General features: G+C 73.0%; 13 protein-coding genes. 2 read left to right on the forward strand and 11 right to left on the reverse strand.

Features of this window, described 5'->3' with window-relative positions; translation table 11 throughout:
• Positions 1–7: 7 nt before the first annotated feature.
• The 6 genes from AC07A6_RS16180 to AC07A6_RS16205 all read right to left on the reverse strand — a co-directional run bounded on the left by AC07A6_RS16180 (position 8) and on the right by AC07A6_RS16205 (position 5,429).
• The gene (locus AC07A6_RS16180) at positions 8–634 is read right to left on the reverse strand and encodes a hypothetical protein (RefSeq protein WP_478777502.1); all 627 of its coding nucleotides are present in this window, start codon (positions 632–634) and stop codon (positions 8–10) included.
• Entirely contained in the window at positions 631–915 is a 285-nt protein-coding gene (locus AC07A6_RS16185) for a hypothetical protein (protein ID WP_478777503.1), read from the reverse strand. The genes AC07A6_RS16180 and AC07A6_RS16185 overlap by 4 nt, the downstream gene beginning before the upstream one ends.
• A 16-nt stretch (positions 916–931) precedes the next feature.
• Complete coding sequence (locus tag AC07A6_RS16190) at positions 932–2,044, reverse strand: conjugal transfer protein (protein WP_478777504.1); 1,113 nt, start codon at positions 2,042–2,044, stop codon at positions 932–934.
• The gene (locus AC07A6_RS16195) at positions 2,041–2,310 is read right to left on the reverse strand and encodes a hypothetical protein (RefSeq protein WP_478777505.1); all 270 of its coding nucleotides are present in this window, start codon (positions 2,308–2,310) and stop codon (positions 2,041–2,043) included. The genes AC07A6_RS16190 and AC07A6_RS16195 overlap by 4 nt, the downstream gene beginning before the upstream one ends.
• 50 nt (positions 2,311–2,360) lie before the next feature.
• Complete coding sequence (locus tag AC07A6_RS16200) at positions 2,361–3,254, reverse strand: hypothetical protein (protein ID WP_478777506.1); 894 nt, start codon at positions 3,252–3,254, stop codon at positions 2,361–2,363.
• 525 nt (positions 3,255–3,779) lie between these two features.
• On the reverse strand, positions 3,780–5,429 hold the full coding sequence (locus AC07A6_RS16205) for a DUF2637 domain-containing protein (RefSeq protein WP_478777507.1): 1,650 nt from the start codon (positions 5,427–5,429) through the stop codon (positions 3,780–3,782).
• Positions 5,430–5,916: 487 nt separating this feature from the next.
• On the opposite strand from AC07A6_RS16205, the gene AC07A6_RS16210 reads away from it, so the two are divergent.
• Positions 5,917–6,852: a ParA family protein gene (locus AC07A6_RS16210; RefSeq protein WP_478777508.1), complete on the forward strand. Its 936-nt coding sequence runs from the start codon at positions 5,917–5,919 to the stop codon at positions 6,850–6,852.
• Positions 6,849–7,883, forward strand: coding sequence for a hypothetical protein (locus AC07A6_RS16215; RefSeq protein WP_478777509.1), 1,035 nt, complete (start codon positions 6,849–6,851; stop codon positions 7,881–7,883). Before AC07A6_RS16210 ends, AC07A6_RS16215 begins: the two co-directional genes overlap by 4 nt.
• Before the next feature lie 82 nt (positions 7,884–7,965).
• On the opposite strand, the gene AC07A6_RS16220 is transcribed toward AC07A6_RS16215, so the two are convergent.
• From AC07A6_RS16220 to AC07A6_RS16240, 5 genes are all read right to left on the reverse strand, one after another.
• A complete protein-coding gene (locus AC07A6_RS16220) occupies positions 7,966–8,694 on the reverse strand; it encodes a restriction endonuclease (protein WP_478777510.1) in 729 nt (242 codons plus the stop codon).
• 501 nt (positions 8,695–9,195) lie between these two features.
• A complete protein-coding gene (locus tag AC07A6_RS16225; protein ID WP_478777511.1) occupies positions 9,196–11,613 on the reverse strand; it encodes a helicase associated domain-containing protein in 2,418 nt (805 codons plus the stop codon).
• A complete protein-coding gene (locus AC07A6_RS16230) occupies positions 11,610–11,852 on the reverse strand; it encodes a hypothetical protein (RefSeq protein ID WP_478777512.1) in 243 nt (80 codons plus the stop codon). The genes AC07A6_RS16225 and AC07A6_RS16230 overlap by 4 nt, the downstream gene beginning before the upstream one ends.
• Positions 11,849–12,193 (reverse strand): hypothetical protein, encoded by a 345-nt coding sequence (locus AC07A6_RS16235; RefSeq protein ID WP_478777513.1) that lies wholly within the window; start codon positions 12,191–12,193, stop codon positions 11,849–11,851. The genes AC07A6_RS16230 and AC07A6_RS16235 overlap by 4 nt, the downstream gene beginning before the upstream one ends.
• A gap of 39 nt (positions 12,194–12,232) precedes the next feature.
• Positions 12,233–12,781, reverse strand: a complete 549-nt coding sequence (locus tag AC07A6_RS16240; protein WP_478777514.1) for a hypothetical protein — start codon at positions 12,779–12,781, stop codon at positions 12,233–12,235.
• Between the last annotated feature and the right edge of the window lie 68 nt (positions 12,782–12,849).

Here is a 12,849-nt window from a genome sequence, read left to right on the forward strand (position 1 = left end):
TCTCCAATCAGGTGCGGTTCGTGGGGGCCCGGCGGGCGAGAAGGGCCTGCACCCCCGAGGCCACAGGCGCGGCGGACGCGGCGGGCGCAGCCGGGGTTGGTGGCTCGGCGGCGGGTGCCGTCGGCCGGGCCCGGGCCGGTGTGGGGCGTGGCTGGGGTGCGGGGGCCCCATCGCCCTGCGGGGCGCCGGCGGGCGGTTCGTCCGCGGGGAGGTGGATGCGGGTATCGCCGCGGGTGGGCCGGGCTGGCCGGTAGGTGCGGCCGCGGAGCTGGCCGCGCCGGGGCGCGGCCAGCATCAGGGCGATGCTCAGCAGGGCGGCCGCCGGGTTGCGGCCGTCGATGTGGAGGTGGCGCAGCACGAACGCCACCACCGTGGGCAGGACCAGGAGGACGGCGACGTCGAGCCACCCGTGGCCGCCCCAGACGGGGCGGGTCAGGATCAGGGCTGCCACGGTCGCGACGATCCCGGCGAGCTGGGTCATCGTGTACGGGCCGCCGGGCAGCCGGATCCCCCGGCCGCCGTTGACGTCGCGGATCACCCCGTGGACCAGCGGTGCGCGCCGGGCCTTGGTGTAGCAGCGGCCGATGAGCTCGAAGTCCAGCTCCCCGCCACCCGTGGCGGAGGCCTCGGTCACTGGTCACTCCGGGCGGCGTTCGGGCCGGACTGGTACTGGACGATGTCCTCGGTCGTCTTGTTCTTGAGGGCGCCCATGTTCGCGGACAGGCCCCAGACGATCGCCGCGAAGATGACAGCCATGATCGTCGGGCCGGGCGCCTTCGTCTTCCAGCCGACGACCACGACGAAGATCCCGCAGAGCGCGGGGATGGCGACGTCGAAGATCAGGGTCTTGATGGAGTTGCCGATGCCGGTGCCGGTCTGGATCCAGCCCGCGGCCAGCGTGACGGTGTCGTGCATGACGATGCTCCTTCTTCTATGGGGTGGGGGTGGGGACCGGACCGGGGGCGCCGGAGGCGGCCGGGGCCGGAGTCGGGGTGGCCAGGGCCGGGGCGCCGTCGAGGCTGGCGATCTCCCAGCGGCCAGCGCGGGCCTTGAGGGTGAGGGCGTAGGTGAGCGGGAGCCGCATCCCGTCCTGGCTGGTCGCCCGGAGGGTGACGAGCAGCCGCAGGGTGGTGCCGTCGGTGGGGACGGCGACGACCGGTTCGCCGCCGGTCTCGCCCTCGACCGCGAGCTGGTCGACGGCGACGCCCGAGTAGGGGGCCGGGGACGGTGCGGTCAGGCGGGTGCCGGGGGCGAGGTAGCGGTCGAGCTCGGCGCCGCCCTTGGTGAGGTAGGCGGACAGGAAGGACGTGACGGCCTGGGTACGCGGGTCGGTGGGCAGGGCCGGGCGCATCGCGCCGTAGACCAGCTCCGGGGTCTTGGCCCGCTCGGGGGCGGCCACTTCGGCCGGCAGCGCGAGCGCGGCGTACGCGGTCGCTCCCCCGGCGCCGGGCGCGGTGGCCACGGGCACCTGGAAGTAGCGCACCGCATCGGCCGCGGCGGCCGGGCTCGGTGAGGCGTCCGGCTGCGTGGACGGGGTGGCCGTCGGCTGTGCGCCGGTGACGCGGGCCGCGACCGTGACCGACCAGACCGACGTGTCGCTCTGGCGGAGCCTGACTACGGTCAGCTGCTCGCCGTGGTGCTGGCCGGAGACGCCGTCGAGCTGCATGCTGGCGGCCGGCGGGTAGTAGGCGGCGAGCTTGGGCTCGTCGCCGCGCCCGGCGGACAGGTAGGCGGCGACGAACAGGGTCGCGAACCCGGATGCGCCCTGCCCGCCGCTCGCGGCCGGTGCCGACGGCGCCGTCTTCGGCGCCGGGGCCGCGGACGTCGCGGGGACCGAGAGGTAGGCGAGCGCGCCCAGGAGCGGGCCGAGCGCGATCAGGCCCCAAACGAGCCAGCGCATCAGGGCAGCCGAGTTGGCCTGAGCTCCGGTCGACCAGCCGGCGACCCAGCCGACGTCCGGCTCGGTCTCGGTCTCCTGGACAGCCGGCAGCTGCGAGTCGGCCGGTGCGGCCGGCTTCCGGCGGCCGGTGAGAACGGGGCTCATGCCGTGCCTCCGGCCGAGCGCAGGGTGTGGCCGGCCAGCTCCGCGATCCGCCGGCGGAGTTCCGCTTCGGGCCGACGGCTCAGCGCGGCGAGCGAGGCGAGGACCCGTTCGGCGTCCTCGTCCAGGAAGGCACGCAGCTGCTCGTGGGTGCCGGTGTCGAAGGGGCGGGCGACGAGCGCGGCGCCGAGGTGGATGAGCAGACGCTGGGCGCGGGTGACGCGCTCCTCGTCCGCGTCCAACGGCGTCGCGGCGGCGGATGTGGTCAAGACGCATCTCCAAAGGGGGGAGCGGACGGTGGCCGGGGCGGTGGTCCGGGTCATGCCGCGGCCTCGGGCTGGAGGGATGCTGTGAGGCGGGCCAGGGCCCGCGAGCGCCGGCGCTGCCATGCGCCGGCCGTGGTCCCGGCGCGGGCGGCGGCCTCGGCGTCCGGGATGCCGCCGCTGATGTGGTGCCAGGCGAGCGCCTGCGCGTCCGCGGTCGACAGGGAGCCGTCGGCCACCGCGTCCAGGAGGAGCTCCAGGAGCTCCAGCCGGGCCGGGGCGCTCGCGGCGTCGTCGGCCGGGCCCGCGTGGAGGCCGGCTTCGGCGGCGGCCGCGCGGACGCTGCGGGCGCGGGCGATCTCGTACGGTCCCGGAGCCCGGTCGGCGATCTGCTCCGCCGGCCCCAGGTCCTCCCCCGCCGGCTCCTGATCGGCGGCGAGCTCGGCCAGGACCCGGCGCAAGGTGTCGAGGGTGAGGTTGGCGGCCGGCCGGCCGGGGCGGAGGTGGATGCGGCCGGCGCGGGCGACTTCGTAGAGGGCGGTCACGGTCACGTGACCGACGGCGTCACGGGTGCGGCCACCGGTCATCCGGACCTGTCCGCGGGTGATGCGGAAGACGGCGGGGAGCATCGCCTGGACGACGACGCGGCCGGCGAGGACGGCCGATCGGTCACGGCCGGCGGCGCGCTCCAGGAGGGCGCGCAGGACGGCATCGGTCAGCGAATCGGTCACGCCGTCCGCCGCCGGGCGGAGCGCGGCGAGGAGCTGCTCGGGCGTCCAGGCGCCGGCCCAGGAATCGGTCACGGCCGCGAGCTCGTCGGTCAGCCGGCCATCGGTCACCCAGTCGGTCACCGCCTGGCGCAGGGCCGGGTCCGCGCACAGCGCGGCCCAGTCGGCGTCCAGCCGGTCGAAGTACCCGCCGCCGGCGGCGGGGTGCGAAGCGTCGTGCACGGCACGTCTCCTTTCGGATCTCGTGCCGTACACACTCCTCAGACCGGCTTGCCCGAAGGCTTGCCCGCAGCCCTAAAAGCGCAGATGGGAGGCTTGCCCTCTAGCTGGGCAAGCCTCCCGTGACCGATTGGGCAAGCCTGGTGGGGGGTTGGGCAAGCCTCCTCGTGACCGGTCCATGCAACTGTGGGCAAGCCTGCCTGGGGGGTGGGCAAGCCTCGCGATTCCCGGGTGAAGGCTTGCCCAGGGGACGGGTGGGAGGGAGCTGCGGAGGGGTGACCGATGGCCGCGGATCGGTCATGACCGGTGACCGATGGGGCCTCGATCGGTCACCGGTCACCGGGCCCGGAATCGGTCACGGGCGGGCCCGGTCATCGGTCACAGGCCCGGTCGTGGGCGGGTTCGTCCATCGGTCACGGCACCAGCCGGGCGATCGGTCACGCACCGGATCGGTCACGGCGGGGACGGCTGCGCGGGGTGGCCGGGAGCGGGGCCGGTGACCGGTCACCGGGCCCGAAGCGGAATCGGTCAGCTGCTGCCGACGGAGCGGAGGTGCGCCCGGCCCTGCTGCCGGCGCTGCTCCTCCAGGTGCTCCTTCGCTTCGAGCACGCGGCGCTGGCCCGTCTTCGGCGAGACCTCCAGTCGCCGGGCAACCTCAGCCCCCGACAGCTTCTTCCCGGCCTCCTCAGCCTCCACCAGCCAGGAGGCCACGAGCTCGACTTCGCGCTGGATCGGGTCCGCCTCGGACGGCACCTCATCGTCCTGCTGGCGCGGCACCCGGGCGGTCGCCTCACCCGACGCGGCCACCTCGGCCACCCAGTCCCGGCCCTCCGCCTCGGCCGGCGCCGAGAGGACGGGCTGCTCGAAGGAACGGCCCGCGGGTACGGCCGGGCCCGCGTCGGTCACCGACGCAGTCGGCGCGGGGACCGCTCCGACGGGCAGCTGCACCGGCTCGGCCGACGGCTGCGACAGGCCGCCCTGGACACTGCTCGGCTCCCCGAAGAAGGGGTGCGGCTCCCCCGCACCGGGCTGCTCCTCGTACGCCGGAGCCGCAGCCGCCGGCGCCTCGGTCACCGGCTCCGGGGCCACCGGAGCGGGAGCCGGGAGTACGGCCGCCTCGGCATCTGCCGCCTGGAGCTCAGCGAGCACCGGCTCCAGCAGGGCATCGGGCAGAAGGCCGCCGGTGTCCTGGTCGGTCAGGCCGTAGTCCCGCGCGAGGAACGCCGCGAACTGCTCCGCGGACGGGACCACGCCGTACTGCCCGATGAACTCCCGCCCGGCCTTCGGCAGGTCGACGAGGGCAGGTTCGGGGACTTCATCCCAGGCTTCGGGAACCGGGTCTGCGGCGCGGGTCGGAGATTCCGCTTCCGGGACGAGGACCTCCTCGAAGGGCGGCTGGTCGGCCGGAGGCAGCTCGGGCACACCTGCCGCTGCCGTCAGCTCCTGCTCCGCCGCCGGCGCGAGTTCAGGCTCGGGCTCGGGGCGCGAGAGCAGGACCGGGCTCAGGCCGGCTGCGGTCAGGCCGGCGGAAGCAGTCTGGGCGAGCGGGACACCGATGCGGGCCAGCCGCAGCGGCATCAGCGCCTCCACCGGGGCCTTGCGCCGCCAGGCCCGCCCGTAGCGGGCCTGGAGCCGCGCCTGGTAGATCAGCCGGTCCTGCTCCATGCCGACCGCCTGCTCGTACGAACGCAGCTCCCACAGCTTCATTCGGCGCCACAGCTTGAACGTGGGCACCGGCGACAGCAGCCACCGGGTGATGCGGACGCCCTCCATGTGCCGGTCGGCGGTGATGTCCGCGATCCGGCCGACCGCGTGGCGGGCCGCCTCCACCGTGACGACGAACAGCACGGGGATGACGGCGTGCATGCCGACCCCGAGCGGGTCGGGCCAGGCGGCCGCGCCGTTGAACGCGATCGTCGCGGCGGTGAGCAGCCACGCGGTCTGGCGCAGGAGGGGGAAGGGGATGCGGATCCAGGTCAGCAGGAGGTCGAGCGCCAGGAGGACGCAGATGCCGGCGTCGATGCCGATGGGGAACACCAGGGAGAAGTCGCCGAAGCCCTTCTTCAGGGCGAGCTCGCGCACGGCGGCGTACGAGCCGGCGAAGCCGATGCCCGCGATGAGGACGGCGCCGGCCACGACGACCGCGATCAGGATGCGGTGCGTCCTGGTCAGTTCCATCGGCTTTGCCGTCTTCCCCGCGGTCACTGGTGCCGCCCCTCCCACATCAGTACTTCATCCCCTGAGCAGCATTCACACTCTCACGGGGCGCCGACGGTTGGCCCGGTTCCGGCGCCAGACCAGCGAGATCGTCTGCGAAAAGTGATCACCATCGGTCCGCAGGGGGAGGTGGTGGTGGCCCCGAGGGCGCGGGCGGGGACCCGACTGGCCGGACGGAGGGGAACGGCGTGACCCCGGCGCGAGGCGGATGGCCCCACACTGCCCGACACGCTCGGTGTGGCGGAGATCACCAGAGGGGCCGCCGAGCCTGGCTGATGATCAACGGGTGTCCTCCCCTGCGACGTTGACGTCAGCGGTCAACGGCGTGGACTCCCCAATTGGGGAGCTCCCCCGGCAACAGCGGGTCAGCACCCACCCCATGTGTCAGGATGCGTGCTGCCGCGCCGCCCCGGGACGCGGTCCCCGTAGGCACAGGAGGGCGCGCCAGATGCTCAATGACGATGTGGACCTCGTCGAACCTCCCCGGAACTCGGAGGTCATCGGGACGGGCAAAGGCGGCGTCGGTAAGAGCACCGTCGCCTCGCACCTCGCTGCGCACGCCGCGGCGCAGGGCGAGCGGACACTCCTCGTCTGCGTCACGAGTCAAGACGACGACGACCTCGGAGTGAAGAAGCACAAGCGCGGTCGGCAGCCTGACGGCCCGAGCGTCTTGGACGGCATGGGCCTGTACCGGGCGATCCACGAACGCTCCCCTCTCCGACCGGTCCAGGACGTCCGCCCCAACCTGGACGTCGTCCCCGGCGGCGAAGCCGTCGGCGAACTCATCCCGCTGCTGATGGCGCGGCTCATGGGGCCCGAGGGCGTAGGCGTCGTTCTCTCCCTGGCTCGCGCGATCCAGCCGATCGCGCCCTTCTACGACCGCATCATCTTCGACTCCGCGCCGGAGAACGACTCGCTGGAGCAGCTCGCCCTGGCATCGGGCCGGCACCTGTTCGTCCCGACGCGCTCCGACGACTCGTCCATCAACGGCATGAAGCGCATCGCCAAGAACTTCAAGAGCGTGCGCCGCCAGCTCAACCCCTGGCTCACCGTGGCCGGCGCCTTCCTCTACGCCTCCAACCCCAGTGCCACGCAACTCCACGAAGAGGTCAAGGGCGACATCCGGGAGACGCTCGGCGAGGGAACGCCGATCCTGTCCACCGTCGTCGGATACCGGGAGAAGCCCGCGCGCAACGCCCGTAAGAAGGGCCTGCTGTTCTCCGAGTACGCCGAGCTGCTCCCGACGAGCGCCAAGAGCTACGACGTCGCAGCCGGCCGCGCGACGGTCGCCGACGTGGTGCCGGACGCCATCGTCGGACTGACCGCGGACATGCAGGCCCTGACCACGGAAATCTTCGACTACAGCAGGAAGGCATCAGGATGACCGGCGGACTCTTCGACGACGAGCCCACCCACTCGCCCATCGGCAAGGGCCTCATGGGGACCGGTGTCGGCCTGGCGATAGAGGACGTCCAGGTCGTCGTGAAGCCGCTTCCCGGCACGACGCTCGACACCATCCCGGCCCCGTACGCGGCAGCCGGGCAGGGTGCGCTGTCTCCGCAGGAGCAGGCGGACCTGGAGGCCTGCAAGGCAGGCATGAACAACCTCCACAACGCGTTCTGGATCGCGGGGAAGTCGCTGGAGACGATGAAGTCGGGCAACCTGCAGCGCCAGGAGCACCCGAACTTCGCCGAGTTCGTCTGGGAGAACTGGGAGGTCTCCGAGTCCCAGATGCACCGGCTCACCGAGGCATGGCGCATCGGCGAGTCCCTGGCGAAGCTCGGGTACAAGCCCCGCGAGTCCCAGGTGCGGGAGCTGACCGGCATCGCGAAGGAGTCCGGCGACCAGAAGGCCGTCGTCGTCTACGACAGCGTCGCCCGGAACGTGAAGCGCGTGACGGCAGCGGTACTGGCGGGCGTCGTCGAGCAGCTGCCGCCGCTCAACACCTCGTCCATAAGCGAGATCATGTCCATGGTCACCGCGATCCTGACCGCGCCGGAACAGAGGACGAGCCCCGAGGCCTTGTCTCCCGCGCCCGCGCCTCAGGCCGGCCTTGGAGGCGCCGCGCCGACGGCAGCCCCCGCGGAGGCTGGACAGGAAGAGGGCGCAGGTGTTGCTGTTCCGGTGGCCTCCCCCGCGGTTTCCCCTGCGGGCTCCCCCGCAGGCTCCGGTGAGACCTCGGCCCCCGCGGAGCCCGCTCCGCAGCCAGAGGTCGCGCCCAACCCGATGGAGGACGCGGACATCATGAAGCTGGTCTCCGTGGCCAACCTTCTGGAGAAGGCGGCCCGAACGGTCAGCGCTCCGGCAGTACGGCGGGCGACCGGCAAGTTCCCGGAGCTGACCGATTCGCTGCTCACCAAGATCCGTGCCAACGGCGAGGCCGTAGGCCGCGCACTCGGCTCTCCGCCGCAGTAGCCAGCAGGGCCGAACCGCTTCGGCCAGGGCCAGACGCGAAGGGGCTCCCCAATTGGGGAGCCCCTTCGCGTCTGGCCTGCGATCACATGCGGCGTCGCGGAGCTGGCAGGTGTGGGAGCAGTTCCCACAGAGGTGCTGAGCCGGCAGCCCATTCGTTCAGGAGACCGCGGTCCACCAGGTGCAGCCGCTGGCTCTGGGCGAACTTGACCGCAGGCGCGGTGATCCGGCCGTTGGTGACGAGGACGACGACATCACCCCCGTGGACAGGGCGGCCGGTTCCGTTGAGGACATGGAGGTCCGGCGTGCCGACTGCGGCCCCTGCTGCGCCATCGCGGCGGTGCTTGCACTGAATGACCCAGCGCCGGCCTGCCGGGTCGGTGCCCTTGACGTCGGCCCCGTTGTCGCCGGCGCCACCCACGCGGATGGCATCACGGGCTCCATCGCGGCGCATCAGGTCCCGCACGGCTTCCTCGAACTCGGTGTGATGCAGGCCGTCCAGGAATCGGATGTCCCAGCCTTCCGGCCGACGGCGCCGTCCGGCCCAGGCCGAGAAGCCGCGCCGTACGGCTTTGACGAGGAGGAGGATCAGCACCCCGGCAACGAGGGCCGAGGCGGCGACCACGGCGATCCCGAAGCCATGGAGCTCCAGCCACTGCCGAGCCTGCGGAACGAAGACGGACACGAGCGCGGCCGCCGCCAGAAGGCCGGCCGCGTCCTTGCCCTGGCCTCCCTTCCCTCGGCGCGCGGTTCGACGCCCTCGTCCTGGTCGTCGTGGAGCAGCGGTGCGCGTCGGGTAGCGACGTCCGGTCATGGCCGGCCTTCCTGGAGCGGGGCACGGCGCCCGGCCCCCGGGAGCGCCGGCGGGCGAGCGGCCGCCTCCCACCGGACGGCGGGAGTCTTCGACCAGCCTCCTCAGCGCGGCTTGCCCAAAGGCTTGCCCTCATCCCGAGGAGACGCAGGGGGAGGCTTGCCCAACAAGGAGCACGGCGAAGGGTTCAGCCGGACAGATCCGCGCGCAGGTGCTCCTGCGGCGCCAGGACACCCATTTGCCGTAATCGACGGCCCCTCCAAGGGGCGGAAACGCCACGAGGGGCCGCCTACGGGCCTCCCAGGCGATCAAAGGTCGATCCATACCAGGCATGCCGAGTTCGTCGACCCTAGGGCCCATTCTGAGCGTCGCTTTTCAGCGCTGATTGCCGAATATGCCGGATTGAGTCCCCCAGCGAGGTGATCTTGCTTGTGGGCTCCCCAATTGGGGAGCCCACAAGCAAGATCGGCGGACTCCCCAATTGGGGAGTTGCGGCGTGGTCGGCTACGCCCAGCGCATGTCGAGGGCCGACAGCTCCTCGACCCGCTGCACCGAAAGTTTCCCGGACTTGACGCGCTGCTGGCTGATCCAGGCGCCGAGCCGCACCTCTTCGCCGTCGACCTGTTCGGTGTGACTGCGCGGTACGTCGAGGTTGCCGACTCGGGCCCGGTACTGCGCAGCAGCCCGCAGGTTGTGCGCCCACATCTCCTCCCGGGTCCGCTTGGCGGGCGCGGGCGCCGGCGTGATGCCGAGCTCGGCGAGCAGCTCCTGCTGCTCCCCCGTCAGCTTCCCGAATCCCTGGCGCTGCGCGGCGGCCCACCGGCCGAGGTCCTCGCCGTCCTCGATGAGGAGTTCGGGACCGGCCGGGAGCGCACCGCCGGCGTTCACGTGCCGCTGGGTGAGACGGAAGGCCCGCTGCCAGTCGATGCTCCACTCCGGGCACCAGCCGGGGTCGATCTCGGCGAGGGCGGCGCGGCGTTCCGGGGACAGCGGGGTCTTCGCCCTGCGGGCGGCCGCGCGCTGGTTCTTCAGCCAGCGGCCGACCGGGTAGCCGTCGAGGGCTGCGTCCACGGGGGCGGCCAGGCCGACGCCGGATTGGGCGGCCCAGGCGGTGGCCGCGGCCAGGCCCTCGTCGAAGCGTGCGTCGAAGAGGCTCCAGAGGATGCCGAGCTTCTCCAGCTGCACGATCCGGTCGCCGTCGAGGTTGCCGGCCTTGTAGTGGCGGCGGCAGTCGGCGATCCAGACGCCGAGCGGGAAGCCGGCGGGGGACCAGGTGTCGGGGGTCCGGAAGCCGTACGGGACGCGGAGGTCGTCGTGTTCGGCGCGGTAGCGCTGGGCGGCCTGGAGGCCGCGGCGCCACTGCACTCGCTCGGGGTTGAGGACCCGCAGCTGGACGAAGCTGGCCAGCTGGTGCGCGTCGCGCGGCTTCGAGAACCGCAGGAGCTCGCGGGCCGGGGCGCTCACCGTGGCCTGGTCGTCGTCCGGGGCATCGTCACGGTCGGCGGGTTCCGGGTCGCGGCTGTCGGTGCGTGCGGAGGTCAGGTTGCCCGGGGTGGTGAGCTGCTCGATGCGGGTGTCGTGGGCGCGCAGTGCGGCGAGGAGTTTGGCCAGGCCCGCGTACGCGGGGGAGGTGAGCAGCGACTCCGTGGTCTCGCCGGTGGCGAGGAAGGCCGGCACGAGGAGGGTGGCCATCTTGCCCTGGCCGGGGTGCATCCGCAGGGCGCGGCCGACGGCCTGGACCAGGTCCGGCATCGAGCCGCGGACGTCGCAGAAGATCACGCCCTCGCACTCCCGGGTGTCGACGCCCTCGCCGAGGACTTTCACGCTGGCGATGAGGGAGAGCCACGCGTCCTGTCCGCTGTCGGTCAGGCCGGCCGCGAACTGGATGAGGACGTTGCGCCGGTGGGCCGGCTTGTGCTCGCCGTGCAGCCACTGGGCCCAGACGCCGGTGTCCTCGGAGGGCTCGTGCTCGCCGTCCTGGCGGCGGAGCTCGCGGGCCTTGTCGGGCAGGCCGACGGCGAAGGCCTCGGCCTCGGACACCCGCTGGTGGAAGGAGAGCACCCTGCGAAGGCCCTCCTCCTCGGCGGCCTTGAGGGTCGCCGCCTGGAGGGCGCCGAGGCGCAGGCCGCGGACGGTCTCGGAGTCCTGGCCGGCTGCCAGCATCGCAGCGTTGAGCTGGTGGTCCTGCACGTCCACGACCACCACCTGGTACGGCGCGACGATTCCGGCCTCGATCGCGGCGTCCAGCGGCAGGCGGTAGGCGACGCGGCCGAACGGGCCTTCGGGGTCGTCGGTCATGGAGGCGACGAGCTCCTCGCCGTCCTCGTCGTCGCCTGCGGTCCAGATGCGGGGGGTGGCGGTCATGTAGAGGCGGGCGGCGGCCGGGATGCGCGTGTTGTCGTGGACGACGGCCCAGGGCTTGCCGGCCCGGCCGCTGGTGCGGTGCGCCTCGTCCACGACGATCAGGCCCCAGGGGTCCAGGCCGGTTTCGTGGGCGGCCTCCAGGATTCCGTTGCCGAGGGAGGCGTACGTCGCGAAGACGGTGACGCTCTCGTGCGCGGTCGTGATGAGCCGCACCAGGGTGTGCGGGTCGGTGGTGTGCGGGAAGCCGGTCTCGTGGTCGAGGGAGGACACCCCGAGGAAGATGCCGGTGCGGCCGCCGTCCCGCCAGGCGCGGGCCGTCTGGTCCAGGAGGTCCAGGGAGGGGACCAGGACCAGGACGCGGGCGCCGCCGATCTGTTCGGCGGCGCGGACGGCGACGAGGGTCTTGCCGCTGCCCGTGGCCATGATGACCTGGGTCCGCAGGCCGGCGGCGGGGAGCTCGGCGGGGGAGGGCGGGGTGAGTTCCTCGACGGCGCGGGCCAGGGCCTCGCTCTGGTGGGGGCGCAGCGGGGGAGGGGTGTGGGTGTCGGTGTGGGTCATGTGCTCGCCTTGCTCTCGGGGCTGTGGGGCCGGGCGGCGGTCGGGGTGGAGGAGTGTGCGTGGTCGGGGCAGAGGTCGCGGCCGTCGCGCAGCCGGCGCCATCCACGTGCGCGCAGCCAGGCGCGCAGTGCCCGGTGGTGGGGCATCGGGAGCGGAGCGAACCACTCCCGATCGCATGCGTCGCCGTCGCTCTCGCCGGTGAAGTCGCACCTGATGGTCGGGACGATTCCGGCGGTCACGGCCGCGCGTTCCCGGCCCAGATCGCGTACTCCTGCCGGACGTAGCCGCGGGGGTCGGCTTCCCAGGCGGGGTGGTCGGTGGCGAGGGGTCCGGCGGTCGTGTGGTTCGCGGCGTCGAAGGCGAGGAGCTTGGCGAAGGTCCCCTGGACCGAGGTCTGCACCTTGCCGTCGGCGGGGTCCGCGCCCAGGGTCTGCCGGTCGGTGAGGGCTGCGCGGCGCAGCAGCCAGTCGCGGTCGCTGATCCGGCCGGCGCGGCGCAGGCGAAGGAGTTCTTCGGTCTCCTCCTGGACGTTCGGGGCGTTGCGGTAGGTGGTGTCGGCGGAAGACGGGAGGTCGGTCATCGTCGGCTCCGTTCGTCGGGGTTCGCGGGGGAGTTGAGGTCAGGTCCGGGAGCTGCGGGAGAGCCGGACGACGTCGCAGCTGCAGGCGCCTCCGTGGGCCATCGCGTGCAGCTCCGGGAGGGTCCAGCCGTGGACCTTCTCCGGGGCCCCGCCGGTGCGGAAGGTGGTGGGCGTGCCCGGCGAGCGCTGGCCCGAGGCGGTGGTGGCTGCGTCGAAGACCCACCCGCTGATGTCGATCACGGCGCCGCGGGAGCTGGTGCGGGTGGTCACCGTGCCCACCTGCACGAGGCGCATCCTGCCGCGCTGGCGGGCCAGGCGGTGGTCCAGGTCGTTCTGCTGGGTCTGCCGCATGTTCTCGCGGCGGTCGGCGGCGAACTTGCGGTCGGCTGCCTTCTGTTGCTCGGCCTGGCGCTCGCGGACCGGGCCGTGGCAGGTCTCGTAGGTGTGGCCGGCCACCTCGTGCCCGGATGCGATGCGGCACCAGGAGCACGTCTCGCGCGGCCGGGTGGCCAGGGTGCCGTAGAAGTACCGTCGACCGCCCAGCGCGAGCGCGGCGCCGATCAGGATCAGCACGTACCAGGGGAGCATTGCGGTCTCCTTCGGGTGAAGCGGGCGTGACGCTGGCGAGGGCTGTCGGCGGTACGAGTACGCCACCG

It is taken from the genome of Streptomyces sp. NPDC044002 (assembly GCF_056434525.1).